This window comes from Amycolatopsis sp. cmx-11-32, assembly GCF_047608695.1.
Taxonomy (GTDB): domain Bacteria; phylum Actinomycetota; class Actinomycetes; order Mycobacteriales; family Pseudonocardiaceae; genus Amycolatopsis.
Genome location: NZ_JADNQN010000009.1, coordinates 261,873 through 284,424, shown reverse-complemented (window position 1 = coordinate 284,424; position 22,552 = coordinate 261,873). Strand labels below are relative to the sequence as shown.

Below are 22,552 nucleotides of genomic sequence, written 5' to 3'. Positions count from 1 at the left end.
TGATCATCGCCAGATTCGCCCCTGCTCGCTGGAGGCGGCAAAGTACTCGGAGGAACGCCACCACACGACGTCGAGTCAGGTCTCATCGAGGAAGCCCTCCCTGTCGGCGCGAAACTCGGCGGGCATCGTGGGACGGGCCTGGAGCAGTTCGTCCGCGCGAGCGGGCAGGACTTTGAAGCGGGTCAGTTCCACTAACGTCATGCTGCCGACGCTAAGCGATTCCGTTTCGCAAGTAGTCGGCTACTTGCTTAAGGTCGAAGCCTGCGCGGGTATCGTGGGGTGAGCTTTTGGCAGGCACTGCCGAAAGGGATCCAGACGCCAGTGACCGCTGAGGTACAGGTCCTCGCGAGGTAGCGATGGCCTCCTTCCTGCCTTGAGAGTAGGCAAGGAGGCCTTCACGGGCTCTGTATCTTTCGTCCTTTGACGCGGCAGGGTTGCCTGGGAAATCGACTTCCGTCTGCAATCGCCACTACTCGTACGCGTCACCCTTCAGTGGTAAATGTGCCGTTTCGCGGTAACGCGAAATTACGAACACCTGTTCGATAGAATTGCGGTATTATGGAGGGGTGTCCGAGACGATCCTTCACGAACCCCCGCAAGAACTGTGGCGTGCCGGCAAGCTGGAGCTTGCCCACGGCGTGCAGCGGCTCCTGCAGGTGATGAGGATGACATCCGCCGGTCTGGGGCAGTATCTGGCGGAGATCGAATCTCGTGGCGTGAAAGACTTGTACGGTTATGGCACGACGATTGCGTGGTTCGCCGATATCGCCGGGTTGTCTGCCGGTGAGGCACGGCCGTAGGTGAATCGCGCGATCGACCTGAACCCCACACGCGCTCTCGACGGCACGGAGATCCCGCCGTTCGCGCCCACCACCGCTGCCGCGGCCGCCGAGGGTGCGATCGGGGAAGAACGGATCAAGCAGATCCTAGAGATCCTGCGGAAGATCCCGGCCGAGGTGGCCGTGGAGGATCGGGAGCATGCGGAGAAGACCTTCGCCACGTTGGCTCGGGACGCGGGTCCCCGGCAGGTCTCGAAACTCGGGGACAACCTACTCGCCTGACTCGACCCCGACGGCAACGAACCCAAGGATCCCGAACCCGCCCAACCCCGCCGGCCTCAAGGCGCTCCGCGTCATCCGCGAGACACTGGAAGCACGAGGTCGGAACTACCGATCCACCGAATAATTTTTTTGTCTTGACAACTTGAACCTTCGGACGGTTAGCTGACAGCACACCGATCGAAGGGAACAAGTCATGGCCAAGTTCGCGAATGTCGACGACTACCTCGCCGCGCTGCCCGAGGGCCTGCGCGAAACCGCCGTCGCTCTGCGCCCGATCGTCAACGCCGCCCTGCCCGGCTCCATCGAGGCGATGTACCACGGCTCCCCGACGTGGAGCGCGGGCGAAGCCGCGGGGAAGAACCTCGTCTGCCTGGTGAAGGCGTACTCGTCCTACGTCACCTTCGCCCTCTGGAAGGGACAGGCCATCGACGATCCGTCCGGCAGGCTGGAGGCGAGTGCACGGGAGATGGCGCACGTCAAACTGCGCTCGGTCGACGACATCGACGCCGAGTTGTTCGCCGGCTGGCTCAAGCAGGCACGGGACCTCGAAGCCACCGCGGTGGCGCGATGACACAATCGCCGTCGTGCCTGTGGTCATCGACGAATCCCGTTGCCCGTGCGGCCTCGGCGAGCCCTACGGCGCTTGCTGCGGCCGCTTCCACCGGGGAACCGCCACCGCGCCGACCGCCGAACTCCTGATGCGGTCGCGGTTCAGCGCGTTCGCCGTCGGGGACACCGGGTACCTCACCGAGACCTGGCACCCGAAGACCCGGCCGACGGACCTCGAACTCGACCCTGGCCGGCGCTGGATGTTCCTGGAGATCCTTGGCAAGACCGGCGGCGGACTGCTGGAGCACGAGGGCACCGTGGAGTTCCGGGCCCACTACCGGCAGGATCGCCGAGCCGACAGCATGCAGGAGAACAGCCACTTCGTCCGCGTCGACGGGCAGTGGATCTACGTGGCACCGGTCAGCTGACGGGGCGGCCGCTTTTGCAGATCGCGAGCCGCCGGACCGGGCGGCTCCGAGCGCCGCGGTGACTCGCCGCGCGACGATTCCGAGTTCGCGCTCCGCTGTCCACCAAAGGCGGTTCGCCCTCGTCGCACGCGCCACCGGGGATCTCCCAGGTCTTCTTGCAGGACGGCTCCACGACCGGGAGGCAACCCGGCTCACCGGCCACCGCTGACGAACCCGGCGCAAGGGTCTGTTCCCCGCGCAACGTGGCGGCTACTATCTTCCCCACATTGTTAGGGAACTTTCTTAACGATTTCCGCCCAGGTTCGCCGCCGTGTGCCCAAGGAGGCGCGCTCGTGAGTTTTCGGCAGAAGAAAACCCGGATCCCGTTACTGGCCTTGACCGTCACCGCGCTGGCCGCCGCGGTTTGCGGGGTGACCACCGCTCCCGCCGCCGTCGGCGCGGAAGTGGCCGTTCCGCTGTCCGTCGGCGCCGCCGCGGGCAACGCCACCCCGATCCCCGGCTTCGTGATCCAGTCCTCGGCGCAGGTCGGCGATGACTCGGCGGTGTCGAAGCCGGGCTTCCCCACCGCCGGCTGGTATCCGGTGTCGTCGCGGTCGACGGTGTACGCCGGATTGCTGCGGAACGGCAAATACGCCGACCCGTTCTACTCCACGAACATGAAGAACGTCCCGGCGGCGCAGTTCTCCGTGCCGTGGTGGTACCGCACCGATCTGAACGTCGAGGACACCTCTTCGCGCACCTATCTCGACTTCAGCGGCGTGCTTTCGAAAGCCGACGTCTGGGTCAACGGCACCAAGATCGCGACGAAGGACCAGGTCAACGGCGCCTACACGCGCCACGACCTGGACATCACCGCGCACGTCCGCGCGGGTGTCAACAGTGTCGCGTTCAAGGTCTACCCGAACGACCCCAACAACGACCTCTCGATGGGCTGGATCGACTGGGCGCAGACCCCGCCGGACCAGAACATGGGCATCGTGCGTGACGTGCTCGTCCGGCGCGGCGGGCCGGTCGCGCTGCGCAGCGCCCACGTGGTCCAGAAGCTGAACTCCTCACTCGACCACGCCGACCTCACGGTGAAGGCCGACGTCCGCAACGACACGGCGAACGCGGTGCAGACCACCGTCGCCGGCACGGTGGCGGGCAAGCCGGTCAGCCAGACCGTCTCGCTGGCGGCCAAGGAGCGCAAGACCGTCACCTTCCCCGTGATCGGTCTCGGCAACCCGAACCTCTGGTGGCCCGCCGGGATGGGCTCGCAGCACCGGTACGACCTCGACCTGACCGCGAGCGTCGGCGGCGCGCCGTCCGACTCCTCGAAATCGAAGTTCGGTGTCCGCGACGTCAAGGCACCGCTGAACTCCAGCGGCGGGCGCCAGTACAGCGTCAACGGCAAACCGCTGCTGATCAGGGGTGGCGGCTACACGCCGGACCTGTTCCTGCGCTGGGACAAGACCGCGGCGGCCGACAAGCTCAAGTACGTGCTGAACCTCGGGCTCAACACGGTCCGGCTGGAAGGTCACATCGAACCGGACGAGTTCTTCGACCTCGCCGACGACCTCGGTGTGCTGACCATGCCCGGCTGGGAATGCTGCGACAAGTGGGAAGGCCACGTCAACGGCGAGGAGAAGGGCGAACCCTGGGTCGAATCGGACTACCCGATCGCCAAGGCTTCGATGTTCTCCGAGGCCGAGCGCCTGCGTGACCACCCGAGCGTCATCTCCTTCCACATCGGCAGCGACTTCGCGCCGGACAAGCGGATCGAGCAGGGTTACCTCGACGCGATGAAGGCCGCCGACTTCCAGCTCCCGGTGATCCCGTCGGCGTCGAAGAGGCCGTCCCCGATCACCGGCGCGTCCGGGATGAAGATGAACGGCCCGTACGACTACGTCCCGCCGGTCTACTGGTACGACAAGTCGCAGAAGGACCGTGGCGGCGCGTGGAACTTCAACTCGGAGACCAGCGCCGGGGTCGACATCCCGACGATGGACACGCTGAAGCGGATGATGTCGCCGAGCGAGCTGGAGACGATGTGGAAGAACCCGTCGGCACCGCAGTACCACCGCTCGTCTTCGGCCACGTTCGCGAATCTGAAGCTGTTCGGTGACGCGCTCACCAAACGGTATGGCGCGGCCGCGAACCTGACCGACTTCGTGCGCAAGGCGCAGCTCGCGCAGTACGAGAACGTCCGGGCGGAGTTCGAGTCGCACTCGCGCAACTACACCGACTCGAGCAACCCGTCGACCGGGTTGATCTATTGGATGCTCAACAGCCCGTGGACCTCGTTGCACTGGCAGCTGTTCGACGCCTACCTGGACCAGAACGGCGCCTACTACGGTGCGAAGAAGGCCAACGAGCCACTGCATATCCAGTACTCGCACGACAATCGCTCGGTCGTGGTGATCAACCAGACGTCGAACGCGGTGAACGGGCTGACGGCGACCACGAAGCTGTACAACCTCGACGGCACGGAGAAGTACAGCGACACCAAGACCGGGATGTCCGTCGGCGCGCTGGGCGCCAAGGCCACCGCGGTCACCGTTCCGGCGGTGAGCGGGCTGTCGACGACCTACCTGGCCAAGCTGGTGCTCACCGACTCCTCCGGCAAGGAGGTCAGCCGGAACGTGTACTGGCTCTCCACCAAGGCGGACACGCTCAACTGGGGCGGCAGCGACTGGTACTACACCCCCCAGTCCGCTTTCGCCGACCTGTCCGGGCTGAACAACCTCGGCCATTCTGCCGTCAGCGCGACGGCGAAATCAGTCGCCGGAGCCGACGGGAACACCACCACGACGGTGACGCTGAAGAACACCTCGGGCGGCAAGCTCCCGGCGTTCTACGTCGACACCAAGGTCGTGGATTCCGACGGCAAGCCGGTGCTCCCGGTCGAGTGGAACGACAACGCGATGAGCCTCTGGCCGGGTGAAACGACCACGCTGACCGCGAAGTACCGCACCTCCGACCTCAAGGGCTCCAAGCCTTCGGTGCGGGTCTCGGGCTGGAACACCGGCACGCAGACCGTTCCGGCCGACGGCTCGGGCCCCGGCCCTGGCAATCCGGTCGACTACCAAGCCGAGGACGCCACGGTCGTCAAGGGCGCGGTGGAGGCCAACCACGCCGGGTTCACCGGCACCGGGTTCGTCAACTACGACAACGTGGCCGGAAGCTCGGTCGAGTGGACGGTCACCGCGCCGGCGGCGGGCACTTACGACGTCGTCGTCCGGTACGCCAACGCGACGACGGCGAACCGCCCGCTGGACTTCTCCGTCAACGGCACGGTCAGCGCGTCAGGTGTCGGCTTCGGCGGCACCGGGGCCTGGCCGAACTGGACGACGAAGACCGTGAAGATGACCTTGTCCGCGGGAGTGAACAAGATCAGGGCCGTCGCCACCACGGCGAACGGCGGCCCCAACGTCGACAAGATCACCCTCTAGCTCACGGAGTCGCTCAAGGCCCCCTTCGCCGCCCGGCGAAGGGGGCCTTTCCCGTCTCAGCGTGGGTTACGCTTTCCGGGTGACCGGACAGCGGGACCCAGGCCCGCGCCTGCGCGACCTCGCCATGCTGCGACGCGTCCGCGACCGGATCGACCGTGACTACGCGCAGCCGCTGGACGTCGAGGCGCTGGCGCGCGGCGTCCACGTCTCGGCCGGGCACCTGAGCCGCGAGTTCCGGGCCGCGTACGGCGAATCGCCCTACAGCTACCTGATGACCCGCCGGATCGAGCGGGCCATGATGCTGCTGCGGCGCGGGGGCATGTCGGTCACCGAGGTCTGTTTCGAGGTCGGCTGCTCGTCACTGGGCACGTTCAGCACCCGCTTCTCCGAACTGGTCGGGATGTCTCCGAGCGCCTACCGCGAGCAGGCGGTGGAAGAGGGCCGCGGGATGCCCGGCTGCGTCGTCAAACAGGTCATGCGGCCGGTCAGGAATAGAGAAGCGGCTTCACCGCGCCCAGACCTACCTTGACCGCATGACCCTCTCGATCCACGCGTCCTTCCTCCCCGCCGACGATCTCGAAGCCTCACTTTCCTTCTATCGCGACATCTTGGGCTTCGAAGTGCGCGAGGAAGGCCCGCACCGGGTCACCGTCGGCCCGCCAGGGCAGCCGCGGACGTCGATCGTGCTCCATCCCCCGGCCGCCGATCCGGAGATCACCGACGAGGAACGCGCCACGATCCTCGAACTGATGACCAAAGGCACCTACGGGGCCATCCTGCTGTCCGCCCCGGACCTGACGGAGACCTTCGACCGGGTCCAGGCGACCGGCGCCGACGTCGTCCAGGAGCCGCTCGACCAGCCCTACGGCGTTCGTGACTGCGCTTTCCGCGACCCGGCGGGCAACCTGGTGCGGATCGAACAGCGGTAGCCGGGTCTCGGTGCGCGCGCACCGAGGCTTTCGGGTGATGATGAGCGGCGTGGAGATCGCGGTAGAACTAGTGGCACTGGTGGTGGCCGTCCTCCTGGTCACCACCGCGGCGCGGAAACTCGACTGGTCGGCGCCGCTGTGCCTGATCGCGGTCGGGGTCGTCGCCTCGTACATCCCCGGCGTACCGGAGTACGAACTGGACCCGGAGGTCGTGCTGCTGGGGCTGCTGCCCCCGCTGCTGTACGCGACCGCGATCCGGACCTCGCTGATCGACTTCCGCCGCAACCGCGGGCCGATCCTGCTGTTGTCGGTGGGGCTCGTCATCTTCACCACGGCAGCGGTCGGCGTCGTGGCGTGGCTGGTGATCCCCGGTCTGCCGCTCGCCGCCGGGCTCGCGATCGGCGCGGTGGTCGCCCCGCCCGACGCGGTCGCGGCCACCGCCGTCGCCCGCAAGGTCGGGATGCCGCGCAAACTGACCCGGCTGCTGGAGGGCGAAAGCCTCTTCAACGACGCGGCCGCGCTGGTCGCGCTGCGGACCGCCATCGCGGCCATCGCCGGTTCGGTCAGCCTGCTGCAGGTGGGCGGGGACTTCCTGCTCGCCGCCGGCGGTGGGCTCGTGATCGGGTTCGCCGTCGGCGCGCTCGCCGCGACGATCCGCACCCGGCTCCAGGACCCGGTCAGCGACACCGCGCTTTCGCTGGTGGTCCCGTTCGTCGCCTATCTGGCTGCCGAGGCGATCCACGGTTCCGGGGTGATCGCCGTGGTCGTCGCGGGCCTGATCCTCGGGCACAAGTCGCCCAGCATGCTTTCGGGCCGCTCCCGCCTGGCGAGCAGGCTGAACTGGCAGACCATTCAGTTCCTGCTGGAGAACATCGTCTTCCTGCTGATCGGGCTGCAGGTCCGCCGGATCATGACCGAGGTCGGCGAAAGCGGGCTGAGCGCGCTGGAGCTCGCCCTGATCTGCGCCGCCACGCTCGCCGCGACGATCGCCGCCCGGATCGTCTGGATGATCGGGATCGGGCTCACGCGGCGGGTGTTCCGCCGCCACGCCTGGCCGTGGCGGTACTCGACGGTGATCGCCTGGGCCGGGATGCGCGGGGTCGTCACGCTCGCGGCGGCGTTCGTGCTGCCCGCGGACACCCCGCAGCGGGCCGTGCTGGTACTGGTCGCGTTCGTCATCGTGGCGGGAACGCTGCTGCTGCACGGAACGACGCTGCCGGTGCTGGTGCGCCGCCTGAAACTGCCCCCGCCCGATCCCGCCGAGGACGCGCTGCAGGAGGCGGCCGTCATCAACGACATGACGCGGGCCGCGCTCCAGGAGCTGGAGAAGATCCGGACCCCCGAGGACCCGGACGACATCGTCGAACGGCTTCGCAGCCGGCTCCAGTACCGGTCCGACTCGGCTTGGGAGGAGCTCGGCAGGCAGAGCGCGCTGACCGAGACGCCGAGCGACGTCTACCGCCGCCTCCGGCTGAAGCTGCTCGAAGTCGAACGGGAGAAGTTCCTGGAGGCGCGCGACTCCGGGATGGCCGATGATGATGTCCTGCGCCGGATCCTCGAACGCCTCGACATCGAGGAATCCATGCTCGACAAGGAGGAAGAGGCCGTGCCGGACTCCGATCGGGAACTACGCACCCCCGCCGCGACAGCGGGATCCTGCAAGCATTTGACCAAGGACTGGCCGCAGGTCGAACCCAGCTCCCCGGACGTGTGCGCCGTCTGCGTCGAGAACGGGACCACCTGGGTCCATCTGCGCGAATGCGTCAAATGCGGGAACGTCGCCTGCTGCGACTCGTCGCCGGGCAAACACGCGACCCAGCACTTCCACGACACCCTGCACCCGGTGATGCGCAGCCACGAGCCAGGGGAGACCTGGCGCTGGTGCTTCGTGGACAAACAGCTGGGCTAGCTCGGTATTGTCCGGGTATGAGCACCCCTGAGCAGGAGATCGAATACCGCCAGCACCGGTTCTCGCCCCCGCCGGGATCGACCGAGATCTTCCTTGTCCGCCACGGAGAATCGGCCCCGGCTAAGGGCAGCTCGCCGTTCGACATGGTCGATGGGCAGGCCGACCCCGACCTCGCGCCGGAGGGCAGGGACCACGCCGAGCGGGTCGGGCGCCGTCTGGCGGACGAGCGGATCTCGGCGCTGTACGTGACCACGCTGCGGCGGACGTCGCAGACCGCGGCGCCGCTGGCGGCGAAACTCGGGTTCACGCCGGAGGTCGAGGCGGACCTGCGGGAGATCCACCTCGGCGACTGGGAGAACGGGCTCTTCCGGCGCTACACCCACGAAGGTCACCCGATCGTCGAGAAGCTGTGGCAGGAGCAGCGCTGGGACGTCATCCCCGGCGCGGAGACGATGGAGAGCTTCGGCGGCCGGATCCGGACGGCCATCGGCAGGCTGGCGGCCGCCAACCCGGACCGGAGGATCGCCGTGTTCACTCACGGCGGCGTCATCGGCGAGGTCTTCGCGCAGGCCAGTGCCGCGAAGAACCGGTTCGCGTTCCTCGGGGCGGACAACGGCTCGATCTCACATCTGGTGGTGTCGGGCGACAATTGGACGGTGCGGCGGTTCAACGACACGTCGCATCTTCAGTCGCCTTTCGGCTGATCAGGACGTGCAGGTCACCGGCGCGCCCGCGGCGGGGGCGGTGCGGTCGTTGACGACCTCGCCGTCGACGAGGATCCGGCACCGCAGCGCACCGCTGCCCGCGCCCTGCGCGGAGATGCTGTAGAACTCATCGCGGCCTTCTTGGCTCGCGCGGTCGAAGGTGGTGCTCCACGGCGCCGTCACGTCGGTCTTCTGCATGAGTTCCGAATCCTGTGCGACGTAGGTGACGTTCTGCGCGCCTTTCGCTCCGGACAGCTCGTAGACGACCGAGTGCGTCACGGTGCGGACGGCGGCCGCGGCCTGCTCTACCTGCGGCGCGGGCGGATTCTGCACCGGCAGGGAGGCCTTCGGCAGCACATAGCTGGTCAGGGTGACGGCGACGGCCATCACCCCCAGCACGACCACGACGGTCCCGAGCGGCTTCAGCCTGCCCGGAGCACCCTGTCCCGGCGCCGATGCCGGAGAGGTCGCGGTGGGAACACCCATGGAGAGGTCTTCTCTCGTCCGAGCGCACTTCCATCGAGTGCGTCTCTTATTTTTCGCTCGGAGGTGACTCCGCGTTAGCCGTTATCGGGAAGAAACCCGATATTCACCCTTTTGGGTGCCCTGACTAGGACGGAGTACCTGGTCATAGGGCGATCGGCGCAACCAGGCTAAGCCGGATAGCTCACTTTGAGTGATATCGACCCTTCAGTCGACGAGACCAGCCTCGGCGAGCAACCCCAGCATCCGCCGCCCCGCCGGCGGGCACAGGTGGGCGTCGGTCGAAGACAGCCAGGTGGACTCCGCGATCTCCCGGCCGGGCGCGGGCCTGCCGCGATGTTCGGCGGTGTAACAGGTCATCCGGACACGGCGACCGTCCGCGTAGCCGTCTGCCTTCTCGTTCAGCACCGTGAAGAAACGGAAGCTCAGCGGGTCGAGTTCGACGCCGAGTTCCTCCCTGATCTCCCGGCACAACCCGGCGACGTCGCCCTCCCCCGGCTCACGCTTGCCTCCCGGCAGGTAGAACCTGGCCTTGCCCTCGGTCCGCACCGTCAGCAGACGGCGGTCGCGGACGTGGATCCAGGCCAGTGAATCGATCTCTGCTTCCGACACGGCCCGATTCTGTCGTAGTGCCGGTGCATCATGGCAACCGTGTATCGGGAGACGACGGCACCCGGCGGTTTGAGCGACGTCGTGCGCTGCCGCTGGGAGGACAGCGGCGAGGCGCCGAAGCGGATCGTGCCCGACGGCTGCGTCGACCTGGTCGAGAGCGGCGGCGAGGTCTTCGTAGCCGGGCCGGACACCACGGCCTGGACCTGGGAAACGCCGCCCGGCGTCCGCGCGCGTGGCGTGCGATTCGCCCCTGGCCGGGCGGGTGAGGTCCTGGGACTGGGCGCCGACGAACTGCGTGATCAGCGCGTCCCCCTCGGCGACCTCTGGGGCCGGGAGGGCGGCCTGCTGGCCGAGCGGGTGCTCTGCGGCGCCGCCTCGCTCGCCGACGTCGTCGCGGAACGCCGGGCCGGGCATGGCGACCGGGAGATCTCGGAACTGATCGCCAGGCTCGACGAGGGCGTCCCCCGGGTTTCCGCCGCGCTGGAGCGGTTCACGACCGGGGAACGGCAGCTGCGGCGGCGGTTCACCCTCGCGGTCGGCTACGGACCGGCGACCTATCTGCGCGTCACACGTTTCCAGCGCGCCATCGGGCTCGCCTGGACGGCGCCGGATCTCGCTTCGCTGGCGGCATCGGCCGGATACGCCGATCAAGCGCACCTGAGCCGGGATTGCCGGGAATTCGCCGGAGTTCAGGCGAGGGCGTTCTTCCGCGCCAAGAAGTGCGCGGTGTCCATTGTGGATCCGTACAGCGCGCGGTAGTGCGGGTAGAACTCGTCGTAGACATCGGCGTCCACGCTCGGGCGGACGATTTCGGCGACCGGGTTCCAGGCTTCGATATCCGGTTCGCGTCCCAGCGCGGTCGACGCGAGAACGGCGTTCCCGAACGCGGCGCCGATGGTTTCCCCGGGGATCTCCTGCTCGATCCGCGCGACGTCGCTGACGATCCGCGTCCACACCCCGCCCTGCGTCCCGCCGCCGACGGCGACGAACCGCCGCGCACCGCCACCGGCTTCCCGCATGGCTTCGAGGTTGTGCCGGACCCCGTACGCCGTGCCCTCCAGCGCCGCGCGATACAGCTCCGCACGGCCGTGGGAAGTGGTGAGCCCGGCGATGACGCCACGCGCGTCCGGATCCGGTATCGGCGTCCGCTCTCCGGCGAAGTACGGCAGCATCAGCAATCCGCGGCTGCCCGCGGGGACATCGCCCGCCGCCGCGGCGAGTTCGCCGAACTCGCCGCCGGTGAGATCGCGCAGCCAGTCGGTGATCGCGCCGGAAGTGGCCATGCCGGCCGCGAGCGAATAAGTGCCGGGGAACGCGCCGCGGGTCGTCCACAATCCCCGGCCGGGGCGGGGATGGGCGAGCACCTGGATCAGGAACATCGTGGTGCCGTACATCAGCATCGTGTCCCCCGGCGAGGTGACGCCGACGCTGGTCGCCTCGGCCCAGGCGTCCACCGTTCCCGCCGTCACCGGAATACCTTGGGGCAGGCCGGTTTCCCCGGCGGCCTCGGCGGTGACCGAGCCGACCACCTCGGTCGGCCAAGCGAGCCTTGGCAACTCGATGCCGGGGGCGATCGCGGCCACCCGGTCCGGCGCCCACCGGGCCTCGCGCAGGTCGTACATCGGGTCGCACTGGCTCGCGGAATGGTGGTCGAGGACGTACTCACCGGTCAGCCGCAGCACGAGGAACGAACTCGCCATCAAGAAGAGCCTCGCGCGTTCGAACACTTCCGGCTCGTTTTTGGCCAGCCAGCGCCACTTCGGGCCGACGGCCTGTGAGCCGAGCGCGCTGCCGCCGCGTTCCACAATGGATTCTTCACCGAATTCCCGGTTCAGTTCCCGGATTTCGTCGTGCGCGCGGGTGTCGACGCCGTAAAGGATAGCCGGGCGCAAGGGTTTCCCGGAGAAATCCGCGGGCAGCAGCACCGGGCCGATCCCGCTGACCGACACTCCGATGATGGGATGATCCCCGGCGCCTGCGGAAAGTTCTCTGGCCAGAGCGAGGAAATCTTGCCACCACACGGTTTCGGCGTCGTGTTCGAACCAGCCGGGACGAGGCCGGGAAGTGTCGTGCCGCCGGGATGCTCTTGCCACCACGGTGCCCCGGGAATCGACGAGGACACCTTTGGAACTCGAGGTGCCGATGTCGATGCCGAGCACCAGGCCCGGGTCGCCCACGACACCTCCGATAGCCGAACGGCGAGTACCGCGATCAGCGGATGGTAACGATTGTCGGTCAAGCTATTCTTCCCGTGCGAAGGTGTCAAGACACCTGCAGAAGGGGAGGTCACGGTGGCCACCATCAACGACGTGGCGGCGAAGGCCGGGGTTTCGACGGCGACCGTGTCGAGGACGCTCAACGGGAAGTCCACTGTGGACCCGGTGCTCGCGGCGCGGGTACAGGCCGCCGCCGCGGAATTGGGATACCACCCGAACGGGCTCGCGAGGAACCTGCGCCGCCAGGAGACGGCGGTGCTCGCGCTCATCATCTCCGACGTGGAGAACCCCTTCTTCACCGCGATCGCCCGCGGCGTGGAGGACATCGCGCAGACCGCGGGCTATTCGGTGGTGCTGTGCAACGCCGACGACAACGAGGAGAAGGAGCGGCGCTACATCGACGTCGCCCTCCAGGAACGGGTCGCCGGCGTGGTGCTCTCCCCCACCGGCCGGGCCACCAACGTCGACAGGCTGACCCAGCGCGGCACGCCCGTGGTCGCCGTCGACCGGCCTCTGCTGGAGAACACCGGCGACCAGGTGCTGGTCGACACCCGGCTCGCCGCCCGCGACGCGACACGCCACCTGCTCGATGGCGGATACCGGCGCGTCGCCTGCGTCAGCGGGCCGCCCGGGGTGCGCACGGCCGAAGACCGGCTGGCAGGCTACACCGACGCCGTCGGCGCGGAGAACGCGCTCACCCGCCGCGCCGAGTTCCGCGCCGAAGGCGGCAGGATCGCCGCGCTCAGCCTGCTCGACGAGCCCGAGCCGCCGGACGCGCTGCTGGTCGGCAACAGCACGATGGCGATCGGTGTCCTGGAAGCGCTGGCCTCGCGCGGGCTGCGGTCGGGACAGGACGTGGGGATCGTGTCGTTCGACGACGCGCCGTGGACGACACTGATCGATCCGCCACTGACAGTGGTCGCCCAGCCCGCGAACGAGGTGGGCAAGGTCGCCGCCGGGTTGCTGCTCGCCCGGATCGGCGACAGCACGCGCCAGGCCACGACGACCACGCTGCAGGCGAAGCTGATCGTGCGCCGTAGTTCACGGCGCGCCTGATACCGCGCGATCCCAAGGCGGACGGATCAAGGTGCACGACGTGCCTGGGCGACCGGTTCGCACCGGCCGCCCAGGAACGCCCCACCCCCTTGTTCCCCCAAGCCGGCCCCACACCAGCCGGGTTCTCCGAAGCGGTGGGAAGAAATCGATTACCCTTCGGAAGGTAAGTTCCCTCTACTGGCCTGTCAAGCCGAGATATCTGGACAAGGTCACCCGATACGGGCACACTATTACGATATTGCCTACTGCGCGTGTTTGATTCCGTGCACTCTGTGTTCATCTCTGGTGAATTCACCCACGAAATCGAGATGAGACCGCACGAACCCGCACAGGCGAGTTACCCTAGGCGCATGTCCATAGCGCTCGAGAACGTCCTCGCCAAGGCGGGCCTGAAGGTCGACGCCAACGAGTTCCTGACCCTCGTGGAGGACGCGGCGCGGAGGCTGTCCCCGCCGAACCCCGATCCGTCGCACTACTTCTCGGCGGATCAGCGCGCCGCGCTCACCGACGTCGGCCTGGACATCTCTCCCCGCAGCGAGGACGAACCGGACTTCCGTGCCCGCACAGTCGCCGCGCACGCCGTACTCGCCGATTCCGCGCTGAGTGTGCTGGAAGCGGCGAAAGCACTGGGTGTGGACGACAGCCGCATCCGCCACCGTCTGAAGGAAGGCAGGCTCACCGGCTGGAAGGACCAGGGCTGGCGGCTGCCGGCCTGGCAGTTCACCGGCTCCGGGGTGCTGCCCGGCCTGGAGGTCGTGCTGCGCGCCGCGCCCGAAGACCAGCCCGCGCTGGTCGTGGCCGCTTTCATGAGCACGCCGCAGGCCGATCTGGTGATCAACGAGCATCCCGCCACCCCGCGCCAATGGCTGCTCTCCGGCGGCGACCCCGAGCACGTCGCCAAGCTGGTGGCCACGCTCGGCTCCCCATTCTGACCAAACAGTGCCCTGTCGACGCGATCGCGGACGCGGGTTCACCACAGACGCTAAGGTGTTTTGCCCGACGACGGAAAATTCCAGTCGGGGGTAGGCCGTAGGCTGACCCCACCGAGCAAGATCACCCGACAAGGACGGACGACTCCCGAGGTATGGCCCGGCTCCCCCTGCCGCCCGCACGCTCTGTCCTGGTCAAGGAGCTGCACCGCACCAACGACGTGGTGGCGGTGCACCCCGGCACCAGGCTGGTCAGGATCTTCACCGCGCACGGCAACCACCCCCAGCAGTGGAATTCGTTCCGCTACAGCGGCCCGCTCCCACACGGCCGCTTCGACCCGCAGACCCCCGGTCGCGGCGGTCGTCCGGTGACCGACCCCGGAAACGGTGTCCTGTACTTCGGACTCACCGTGCGCACCAGCATCGCGGAGGTCTTCCAGACCACATCGACGGTCGACCGCAAGTCCCGCGGCCCGCGCCTGGTCGTCGTCCGGCCGACCCGCACGTTGCGACTGCTCGACCTCGCCGGCCTGTGGCCGACCCGCGTCGGCGCCTCGCAGGAGATTTCCAGCGGCCCGAAGAAGATCACCCAGGCCTGGGCTCGCGCCATCCGCGCGGCCTTCGGCGACCTCGACGGTGTCTGGTACCGATCGTCCATGGACTCCGGCGGCCCCGCGCTCGCACTGTGGGACCCACCCGCCGGGAACTCGCTGCCGATCGCGCCGGACGTGCTGCTCCCCCTGGACCACCCTGGACTCGACGTCCCGCTGGGCCGGGTGTGCGAAGAGCTGAACTACACGTTGCTGAGCTGACCTTCAGCGTTGCCGAACGAGCCTTTCATAACACCCCGTTGCCGGACAGCTCCAGCTAAGCCGTCAGGAGAACGCGACCTTGCCGAAGGGGACTTTCCCCGCGTGACATGAGGGGAAAGTCCCCTTCGCCCCAAGCAGGAACCACCAGCGCCGCAACTCCACCCACACCTCGCGTGAGATGAACAGGACTTTCATGGCGAATTTCGCAGTGAAAGCCCCGTTCATCTCATCTGGTGACCCAGCGATCAGAGGTGGCGCCCCCACCACTCCAGCAAGGCGTCGAACCGCTGCACCCGGTGCCGCGGCTGCCCCGAACGCGTGAGTTCGTGTCCCTCGCCCGGGAACAGCAGGAATTCGGCGGGGACCCCGTTGCGCCGCAGCGCCACGTACATCCGCTGCGCCTGCTCCAGCGGGCATCGCCAGTCCTGCTCGGAGTGCACGACCATGAACGGGATGCCGATCTTTCCCGCGTAGGTCAGCGGGCTGCGCTTGCGCTGTTCTTCGACATCGTCGCCGACGTAGCCGTCGGCGAAGAACCAGCCGATGTCCGAGCTGCCGACGAACGAGTCGTGGGTGTTGAGCGCGCGTTCGCTCCACGCCGCCCGGAACCGGCCGCCGTGGTGCGCGGCGAGCCAGCTGGTCATGAAGCCGCCGTACGAACCGCCCATCACACCGACACGGTCACTGTCCAAATTAGACAGTTCAAGTGCTTCGTCCAGCAGTGTCAGCAGATCCAGCGCGTCCACGGTACCGAAGCCGTGGACGATACTGCGCCCGTGGCTCTCGCCGTAGCCCGCGGAACCGCGCGGGTTTCCCAGGACGACCGCGTAGCCCGCCGCGGCGAGCACCTGCGCCTCGTCGTAGACCTTCCATTCGTACGACGCGAACGGCCCGCCGTGGATCATCAGGACCACGGGATGCGGTCCGTCACCCTCGGGCCGGACGATCCAGCCGTGCACCGGATGACCGTCGGACGCGGTCGTGTCCAGTTCTTCCAGCGGCCGGATCCCGATGTCTCGCAACGTCTTCGAGTAGTCCGTGAGCACACGGGGCTTCTCCTCCGACAGCAGCACGACGTCGCCGGAACTCTCGGGCGTCCCGATCACCGCGGCGATCCGCGCGCCGTCGACGACGAACGCCTTCACCGCGGCGAACTCGCCTGCCAGGTACCGCAACGCCTTCAGCTCGGCCAGGTCGGCGTCGAGCGGAACGGCGCGCAGTTCGGCGGCGCCGCGGGTGCGGACCACGACGAGCACCTCGTCACCGAGGACGACGGGCAGGCCGGCCGCGTTGTCGCAGTCCACCGTTTCGATGTCGGTCAGCCGACGCGCGGGCGAAGGCTCGTCACCGGAAGGCCAAGGCGCGTGCCAGAGCCCGGTGTTGCGGGCGATCTCCTCCGTACCGGGAAATTCGGTGCCGTAAAACAGGATCGAACCGTCCGGAATGGAAACCGGGGTGGCCGCGGTGCCCGAGGTGCGGACCAGCAGCCGGGGTTCGCCGCCGCCGGCGGGCACGGCGTAGACGTCCGATCGGACGGTGTCCTCGACGGCCCAGTCACGGGGCCCGACGATCAGGACGAACTCACCGTCGACCGTCCACGAGGGATGCTCGACGTCGGCGCGTTCGTCGGTCAGCGGCGTGAGGTCGGCGGGCGCGGCCTCGTCCAGCGCCGCGACGGCGTCCACAACGAACAGACGCTGTGGACGGTCGTTGAGGAAACCGATGTCGTCGACCCGGTAGAAGAGGTTCGTGATGTGCCGCGGCGCTTCTTCGGCAGGCTCCGGTATTTCGCCGTCCGCGTTCTCCGTGCCGTAGCGACCAGGCTCGGGCACACGGGCGACGAAGGCGATCCGGCGGGAGTCGGGCGCCCAGACCGGGGCGCCCGCGCCGAGGGGCAGGTCGGTGATCCGCTTCGTGTCACCACCGGCCGCGGCGATCACGTGTATCTGCGGCTTGGCCACCCGCCCGGGGCCGTCCTCCGCCCGCAGGAAGGCGACCCACCGGCCGTCCGGGGAGATGACGGGGGCGGAATCCTGGGTCCCGTGGGTCCAGGGCTCTTCCCCGCCACCGCCCAGATCGACCTTGCGCAGGCCACCCCGGTAGCGGTTCGTCTTCAGATCAGGCCTGCTCACCGCGGTGAGCAGCAGGTCGCCGCGCAGTGCGGGGATGCCGGGGGCCGTCAGGGCTTCGATGTCAACGGGACGCACGGCCCCGACGGTACCCGATCCTTAGCAGCTCTAACTACTGATCGAAGACTCCTGCTCAGCGGCTTCCAGCTTCTTCGCCTTCGCGAGACTGGCCACCGTCGTCACCGTCAAGACCACGACGATGACACTGAGGGAGACCCAGTTGTTGATGTCCAGCCAGTCCGGCACGACGTGGTACTCGTGCAACGCGTGGAGGAACAGCTTGGCACCGATGAAGGCGAGGATCACCGCGAGGCCGTAGGACAGGTACACCAGTTTGGTGACCAGGCCACCGAGCAGGAAGTACAGCTGGCGCAGGCCCATCAGCGCGAACGCGTTGGCGGTGAAGACCAGGAAGGCCTCCTGCGTGATCCCGAAGATCGCCGGGATCGAGTCGACGGCGAACAGCAGGTCCGCGCTGCCGATCGCGACGATCACCAGGAACATCGGGGTGATCCAGCGCTTGCCGTCCTTCTTCACGAACGACTTGTGGCCGTGCCACTCGTTGGTGACCGGGAAGAGCTTGCGCACCCCGCGGGTGAGCGCGTTCTCCTCGTACTCCTCGTCCTCGTCCTTGTTGCGGACCATGCTGACCGCGGTCCAGATGAGAACGGCGCCGAAGAGGAAGAAGACCCAGACGAACTGCGCGATCAGCGCGGCGCCCACGGCGATGAACACACTGCGCATGGCGAGCGCGAGCAGGATGCCGATCAGCAGCACCCGGTGCTGGTGGATCGCGGGCACCTTGAACGACGTCATGATGATCATGAAGATGAACAGGTTGTCGACGCTCAGCGAGTACTCGGTGATGTACCCGGTGAAGAACTCGACGCCGGGGTCGTGTCCCCCGAAGACCCAGACACCGATGCCGAACGCGATGGCCACGGCGACGTAGAAGATGACCCACCGAGCGGCTTCACCGGTGGTGACCTCATGCGGCTTGCGATCGACGATGACCAGGTCGAGAGCGATCAGCGCGAGCAGACCGCCGACCGTGGCGATCCATAGCCACAGGGGAACAGACATGTAACCAACCCTCCGGAAAGTGCACAGCAGCGACTAACCGGAGGTCTCTTCCGCCGGTACTGGACCGGCCGACGGTGCCGGGGGCCTGCGAAGACCACCGTGCTGACGACACCGCCGCGAAGGAATACTCCCCTCACAGCTGGTCCAGTTTGACCTGTCTGTACGCGTGACGCCAGCTAAGGTTGCCCTTGTCACCAAGATGATGGCGTAACTCCCGTCACACTCACCGTCCCACCTTGAGGGATACCCGTTTCGACGGAGCGCCTAACGTCCCGCTTGTGTGGTCTGCGTGAGCTCGGTGAGGCGTTCTCAGCTTCGGGCGAATACGGTCGTTCCGTGCCCCGAATCCCGCTCCCTCGCACGCGAGGCGCGAAGCTCACCGCGCTCGCCGCGGTCGTGGTGGTCCTGGCCGCCGCGGCCGTCGTGTGGACGAACAGTGAACCCGCTCCGTCCGCAGTGAAAACCCAGGAAGCGATCCTCGACCTGCCCGAAACACCGGGCTCGTCGGAGGTCGTCAAGATCGACACGACGCTGTACGTCCCCGAGCGGACCCCGGCACCCGCCGTCCTGCTCGCCCACGGTTTCGGGGGCGACAAGAACGGTGTCGCCACCGAAGCCCGCGAACTCGCCGACAAGGGTTTCGTCGTGCTCGCCTGGTCCGCACGCGGTTTCGGCCGGAGCACCGGGAAGATCGCGCTGAACGACCCCGACCGCGAAGTCGCCGACGCCCGGAGGCTGATCGACGACCTGGCCAAGCGGCCCGAGGTACTCAGCGAGAACGGCGACCCGAAGGTAGCCGTGTCCGGCGCTTCGTACGGCGGGGCGCTTTCCCTGCTGCTCGCGGGGACCGACAAGCGGGTCGACGCGATCGCGCCGGTCATCACCTACAACGACCTCGCGCAGGGCCTCTTCCCGAACGCCGCCTCGGCGACGCCGTCGGCCGCCACCACTCCCGCCGCCGGCGCGTTCACCGCGGACGGCGTGTTCAAGAGGTCGTGGGCGGGCATTTTCTTCTCCGCCGGTTCCGGTGCGGCGCAGGGTGGATCGCCTTCGAACGACGCACCCGAAGCGGGTGACGAGACCAGCGAGTCCGGCGCCTCCCAGGGCGCGGCCGCGGCGGGCGCCGCGGCGCAGTCACTTCCGCTCGGCGGCCCGAACGGTCAGCGGCCGACGCCCGGCCCAGCCGACCCTTGTGGACGGTTCACCGCCGACGTCTGCCAGGCCTACACCGAACTCGCGACCACCGGTAAGGCGAGCCGGCGCACCGTCGACCTGCTCCGCCGCGTCTCCCCCGCGTCCGTGACGGACAAGATCACCGTGCCGACCCTGCTGGTGCAGGGCGAAAGCGACACCCTGTTCGGATTGGACCAGTCCGACGCGACCGCCAGGCAGATCGCCGCGGCGGGCGGCAAGGTCCGCACGATCTGGTACACCGGCGGCCACGACGGCGGGAAGCCCGGTCAGAAGCTGCGGGCGCAGATCGCCGACTTCCTCAAGTTCTCGCTGACCGGACAGGGCACGGATCCCGGCACCGGATTCAGCTACGACATCCAGGGCACGTTACGGGCCAACGGCACCCCCTCGGTCCGGACCGTCACGGCACCCGCGTACCCGGGCGCCACCGGGGACGCCACCGAGCGGCGGTCGTTCGCGCTTGAGGGCCCGGCCCAGCCGGTCGTCCGGCCCGCCGGCGGAAATCCCGCCGCGGTGAGCGGGATCCCCGGACTGAACGGAGCGGTGGCGGGTTCCTCCCGGCTGTCCGGACTGTTCAGTGTGGACCCACCCGGTCAGGCCGCGCAGTTCGCGACGCGGCCGCTCGACGCGCAGACGATCGTGGCCGGTTCGTCCACGGTCCGCCTGCGGGTCTCGGCGGATCCGGCCGCGGCGGCACCGCAGAAGGAAGCGGTGCTGTTCGCGAAGCTCTACGACGTCAACTCGGAAGGCGTCCGGACACTCCCGGCCAACGCCGTCGCGCCGTTCCGCGTTTCCGGTCTGCCCGCGGACGGCAGCGCGGTCGAGGTGACGGTGACCCTGCCGGGCGTCGTGCGGCCGCTGGAAGCCGGGCACACGCTCCGGCTCGTCGTCGGCACCACGGACCAGGCATTCGCGACGCCGGTCGAGCCCGCGGTGTTCCGCATCGGACTGGCCGACGGCGGACAGCTCGGCGTCCCGGTCGTGCCCGGCACTTCGGTCGGCGCGGCGGCGCCCACCGCGCAGCTGCTCGGTATCGCCGGCACGCTGCTCGCCGGGATCGCGATCACGGTGATCGCCGCGTTCCGCCGCCGCCGCGCCCACGACGTCGACGAAAGCCTGGCGAAGACGCCGTTGGTGATCGAAGGACTGCACAAGGCCTACGCGGGCGGGTTCGTCGCGGTGAAGGATCTGTCGTTCCGGGTCGAACCCGGCCAGGTCCTCGGCCTGCTCGGGCCGAACGGCGCGGGCAAGACGACGACGCTGCGCATGCTGATGGGGCTGATCACGCCGACCGCCGGGAACATTCGGGTGTTCGGCCACCTGATCGCACCCGGTGCGCCGGTGCTGTCCAGGATCGGGTCCTTTGTGGAGGGTTCGGGCTTCCTGCCGCACCTGTCCGGCAAGGAGAATCTGGAGCTGTACTGGGCGAGCACGGGCCGCCCGATGGCGAGGGCGCATTTCGCCGAGGCGCTGGAGATCGCCGGGCTCGGCGACGCGGTGAACCGGCGGGTCCGCACCTACAGCCAGGGCATGCGGCAACGGCTCGCGATCGCGCAGGCGATGCTCGGCCTGCCGGAGCTCATGGTGCTCGACGAACCGACCAACGGGCTCGACCCGCCACAGATCCACCAGATGCGCGAGGTGCTCCAGCGCTACGCGGCGACGGGACGCACCGTGGTGGTGTCGAGCCACCTGCTGGCCGAGGTCGAGCAGACCTGTACGCACGTGGTCGTGATGCACCGCGGCATGCTGGTGGCCTCGGGTGAGGTCGGCGAACTGGCCGCGTCCAGCGGCGAGGCGACGTTCCGGGTAGACAAGCCCGCCGAAGCGGCCGAAGCGCTGCGGAAGGTCGGCGGCGTTTCCGGCGTCGACGTCGACGGGGAACTGGTCCACGCGGACCTCGACGGTCTCGCGCGCGCCGAGGCGGTCGCCGCCCTCGTGCGGGCCGGGGTCGCGGTCGAGCAGGCCGGGCCGCGGCGCCGTCTGGAAGACGCGTTCCTGCAGCTGGTCGGAGAGGACTCGAAGGGTGAGTAAGACCAATGGTTCTCCCCCGGTGACCCGGGCGGATCACGGCGTGCACACCGATCCGGCGGCACTGCTGGAGCTGACCGAGGTCGCGTCGCACGAACGGACCGAGGTCGGCCCGGACGGGGCGGTGGCGGGTTACCGCGCCGACCGGACGTTGCGGCTCGGCGTCGAACTGAAACGGCAGCTCAAACGGCGCCGGACCCAGCTCATGCTGGGGTTCGTCGCGCTGCTGCCGTTCATCCTGGTGATCGCGTTCGAGATCGGACAGGCCAGCCCGAACCGCCGCAGCGGCGGATTCGTCGACCTCGCCACCGCGAGCGCGCCGAACTTCGTCGTGCTCGCACTGTTCGTCTCCGGGACGTTCCTGCTGCCGATGATCGTGGCGCTGTTCTACGGCGACACGATCGCGAGCGAGGCTTCGTGGTCGAGCCTGAAGTACCTGCTCGCGATGCCGGTCCCCCGGCATCGCGTGCTGCGGCAGAAGGCGATCGTCTCCGGCATCCTCTCGGCGGTCGCACTGATCCTGTTGCCCTTGGTGTCGCTGGTGGTCGGCGTCATCTGGTACGGCGCGGGCGACGCGATCAGCCCGACCGGGGACGCGGTGACGTTCGGCGACAGTCTCATAGCCATGGGGCTGGCGACGATCTACATCATCCTGCAGCTCGCGTGGGTGGCCGGCCTGGCGATGCTGCTCTCGGTCGCCACCGACGCCCCGCTCGGCGCCGTCGGCGGCGCGGTGATCGTCGCGATCGTTTCGCAGATCCTCGACCAGATCACCGCACTGGAAGGACTGCGGGACTACCTGCCGACGCATTTCGCGTTCTCGTGGATGGATTTGATCTCGACCGACGTCGACTGGACGAACATGGCCAACGGCATGCTGTCGGCGGCGTTGTACGGCACAGTTTTCTTCCTACTGGCCGGTCGCCGGTTCGCGACGAAGGACATCACCAGCTGAGAGCCTTTCCGCACCGGAAGACCGCCGGGGTCCACCGGGGA

Annotated in this window: 19 protein-coding genes and 1 pseudogene; 14 read left to right on the top strand and 6 right to left on the bottom strand. The window is 68.2% G+C overall.

The features are described from left to right. Window positions 1–75: 75 nt before the first annotated feature. Entirely contained in the window at window positions 76–201 is a 126-nt protein-coding gene (locus ACM6LR_RS26685) for a hypothetical protein (protein WP_414944739.1), read from the bottom strand. A 365-nt stretch (window positions 202–566) separates the two neighbouring features. Between ACM6LR_RS26685 and ACM6LR_RS26680 the strand changes: the two are divergent. The 8 genes and pseudogenes from ACM6LR_RS26680 to ACM6LR_RS26645 form a co-directional block, all read left to right on the top strand. Beyond that, window positions 567–1,058 (top strand): annotated as a pseudogene (locus tag ACM6LR_RS26680) (DUF222 domain-containing protein); the annotation flags it as partial. A gap of 196 nt (window positions 1,059–1,254) precedes the next feature. Next, window positions 1,255–1,632 carry a DUF1801 domain-containing protein gene (locus ACM6LR_RS26675; RefSeq protein WP_414938537.1) on the top strand — a complete coding sequence of 126 codons (378 nt, stop codon included), beginning with the start codon at window positions 1,255–1,257 and terminating at the stop codon, window positions 1,630–1,632. A 19-nt stretch (window positions 1,633–1,651) separates the two neighbouring features. Continuing rightward, window positions 1,652–2,038 (top strand): YchJ family protein, encoded by a 387-nt coding sequence (locus tag ACM6LR_RS26670; RefSeq protein WP_414944749.1) that lies wholly within the window; start codon window positions 1,652–1,654, stop codon window positions 2,036–2,038. A 332-nt stretch (window positions 2,039–2,370) separates the two neighbouring features. Further along, complete coding sequence (locus ACM6LR_RS26665; RefSeq protein WP_414944738.1) at window positions 2,371–5,469, top strand: glycosyl hydrolase 2 galactose-binding domain-containing protein; 3,099 nt, start codon at window positions 2,371–2,373, stop codon at window positions 5,467–5,469. Window positions 5,470–5,530: 61 nt separating this feature from the next. Then, window positions 5,531–5,998, top strand: coding sequence for a helix-turn-helix transcriptional regulator (locus ACM6LR_RS26660; RefSeq protein ID WP_414944737.1), 468 nt, complete (start codon window positions 5,531–5,533; stop codon window positions 5,996–5,998). Between the two features lie 4 nt (window positions 5,999–6,002). Then, window positions 6,003–6,398 carry a VOC family protein gene (locus ACM6LR_RS26655; protein WP_414938534.1) on the top strand — a complete coding sequence of 132 codons (396 nt, stop codon included), beginning with the start codon at window positions 6,003–6,005 and terminating at the stop codon, window positions 6,396–6,398. Window positions 6,399–6,438: 40 nt separating this feature from the next. Next, entirely contained in the window at window positions 6,439–8,307 is a 1,869-nt protein-coding gene (locus ACM6LR_RS26650; protein ID WP_414938588.1) for a Na+/H+ antiporter, read from the top strand. A gap of 17 nt (window positions 8,308–8,324) precedes the next feature. Beyond that, on the top strand, window positions 8,325–9,011 hold the full coding sequence (locus tag ACM6LR_RS26645) for a histidine phosphatase family protein (RefSeq protein ID WP_414938533.1): 687 nt from the start codon (window positions 8,325–8,327) through the stop codon (window positions 9,009–9,011). Here the strand turns inward: ACM6LR_RS26645 and ACM6LR_RS26640 are convergent, their stop codons facing one another. Both ACM6LR_RS26640 and ACM6LR_RS26635 read right to left on the bottom strand, forming a co-directional pair. Beyond that, window positions 9,012–9,497, bottom strand: coding sequence for an MmpS family transport accessory protein (locus ACM6LR_RS26640; protein WP_414938532.1), 486 nt, complete (start codon window positions 9,495–9,497; stop codon window positions 9,012–9,014). It abuts the gene before it with no gap. Window positions 9,498–9,701: 204 nt separating this feature from the next. After that, the gene (locus tag ACM6LR_RS26635; RefSeq protein WP_414938531.1) at window positions 9,702–10,106 is read right to left on the bottom strand and encodes an NUDIX hydrolase; all 405 of its coding nucleotides are present in this window, start codon (window positions 10,104–10,106) and stop codon (window positions 9,702–9,704) included. 39 nt (window positions 10,107–10,145) lie between these two features. Between ACM6LR_RS26635 and ACM6LR_RS26630 the strand changes: the two genes are divergently transcribed. Further along, entirely contained in the window at window positions 10,146–10,865 is a 720-nt protein-coding gene (locus tag ACM6LR_RS26630; protein WP_414944736.1) for a DUF6597 domain-containing transcriptional factor, read from the top strand. Here the strand turns inward: ACM6LR_RS26630 and ACM6LR_RS26625 are convergent. Beyond that, window positions 10,796–12,283: an FGGY-family carbohydrate kinase gene (locus ACM6LR_RS26625; RefSeq protein ID WP_414938529.1), complete on the bottom strand. Its 1,488-nt coding sequence runs from the start codon at window positions 12,281–12,283 to the stop codon at window positions 10,796–10,798. The two genes, ACM6LR_RS26630 and ACM6LR_RS26625, sit on opposite strands and share 70 nt — an antisense overlap. 114 nt (window positions 12,284–12,397) lie before the next feature. Here ACM6LR_RS26625 and ACM6LR_RS26620 point away from each other — a divergent pair, with 114 nt between their 5' ends. From ACM6LR_RS26620 to ACM6LR_RS26610, 3 genes are all read left to right on the top strand, one after another. Continuing rightward, window positions 12,398–13,378, top strand: coding sequence for a LacI family DNA-binding transcriptional regulator (locus tag ACM6LR_RS26620; protein WP_414938528.1), 981 nt, complete (start codon window positions 12,398–12,400; stop codon window positions 13,376–13,378). A 350-nt stretch (window positions 13,379–13,728) separates the two neighbouring features. Next, the gene (locus ACM6LR_RS26615; RefSeq protein ID WP_414938527.1) at window positions 13,729–14,310 is read left to right on the top strand and encodes a DNA-binding protein; all 582 of its coding nucleotides are present in this window, start codon (window positions 13,729–13,731) and stop codon (window positions 14,308–14,310) included. Between the two features lie 152 nt (window positions 14,311–14,462). Further along, window positions 14,463–15,119 (top strand): RES family NAD+ phosphorylase, encoded by a 657-nt coding sequence (locus tag ACM6LR_RS26610; protein ID WP_414938526.1) that lies wholly within the window; start codon window positions 14,463–14,465, stop codon window positions 15,117–15,119. 245 nt (window positions 15,120–15,364) lie between these two features. Here the strand turns inward: ACM6LR_RS26610 and ACM6LR_RS26605 are convergent, their stop codons facing one another. Both ACM6LR_RS26605 and ACM6LR_RS26600 read right to left on the bottom strand, forming a co-directional pair. Continuing rightward, window positions 15,365–17,326 carry a S9 family peptidase gene (locus tag ACM6LR_RS26605; RefSeq protein WP_414944735.1) on the bottom strand — a complete coding sequence of 654 codons (1,962 nt, stop codon included), beginning with the start codon at window positions 17,324–17,326 and terminating at the stop codon, window positions 15,365–15,367. 30 nt (window positions 17,327–17,356) lie between these two features. Beyond that, the gene (locus ACM6LR_RS26600; RefSeq protein WP_414938524.1) at window positions 17,357–18,331 is read right to left on the bottom strand and encodes a TerC family protein; all 975 of its coding nucleotides are present in this window, start codon (window positions 18,329–18,331) and stop codon (window positions 17,357–17,359) included. A 336-nt stretch (window positions 18,332–18,667) separates the two neighbouring features. On the opposite strand from ACM6LR_RS26600, the gene ACM6LR_RS26595 reads away from it, so the two are divergent. Both ACM6LR_RS26595 and ACM6LR_RS26590 read left to right on the top strand, forming a co-directional pair. Then, window positions 18,668–21,559, top strand: coding sequence for an alpha/beta fold hydrolase (locus tag ACM6LR_RS26595; protein WP_414944734.1), 2,892 nt, complete (start codon window positions 18,668–18,670; stop codon window positions 21,557–21,559). Next, a complete protein-coding gene (locus ACM6LR_RS26590; protein ID WP_414938522.1) occupies window positions 21,552–22,511 on the top strand; it encodes an ABC transporter permease in 960 nt (319 codons plus the stop codon). Before ACM6LR_RS26595 ends, ACM6LR_RS26590 begins: the two co-directional genes overlap by 8 nt. Window positions 22,512–22,552: the final 41 nt, after the last annotated feature.

What these genes read in the sequence shown, in the direction of transcription:
- ACM6LR_RS26685 (WP_414944739.1), bottom strand. Translation starts at nt 201, where the DNA reads ATGACGTTAGTGGAACTGACCCGCTTCAAAGTCCTGCCCGCTCGCGCG.
- ACM6LR_RS26645 (WP_414938533.1), top strand. Translation starts at nt 8,325, where the DNA reads ATGAGCACCCCTGAGCAGGAGATCGAATACCGCCAGCACCGGTTCTCG.
- ACM6LR_RS26615 (WP_414938527.1), top strand. Translation starts at nt 13,729, where the DNA reads ATGTCCATAGCGCTCGAGAACGTCCTCGCCAAGGCGGGCCTGAAGGTC.
- ACM6LR_RS26675 (WP_414938537.1), top strand. Translation starts at nt 1,255, where the DNA reads ATGGCCAAGTTCGCGAATGTCGACGACTACCTCGCCGCGCTGCCCGAG.
- ACM6LR_RS26640 (WP_414938532.1), bottom strand. Translation starts at nt 9,497, where the DNA reads ATGGGTGTTCCCACCGCGACCTCTCCGGCATCGGCGCCGGGACAGGGT.
- ACM6LR_RS26600 (WP_414938524.1), bottom strand. Translation starts at nt 18,331, where the DNA reads ATGTCTGTTCCCCTGTGGCTATGGATCGCCACGGTCGGCGGTCTGCTC.
- ACM6LR_RS26650 (WP_414938588.1), top strand. Translation starts at nt 6,439, where the DNA reads ATGAGCGGCGTGGAGATCGCGGTAGAACTAGTGGCACTGGTGGTGGCC.
- ACM6LR_RS26610 (WP_414938526.1), top strand. Translation starts at nt 14,463, where the DNA reads ATGGCCCGGCTCCCCCTGCCGCCCGCACGCTCTGTCCTGGTCAAGGAG.
- ACM6LR_RS26655 (WP_414938534.1), top strand. Translation starts at nt 6,003, where the DNA reads ATGACCCTCTCGATCCACGCGTCCTTCCTCCCCGCCGACGATCTCGAA.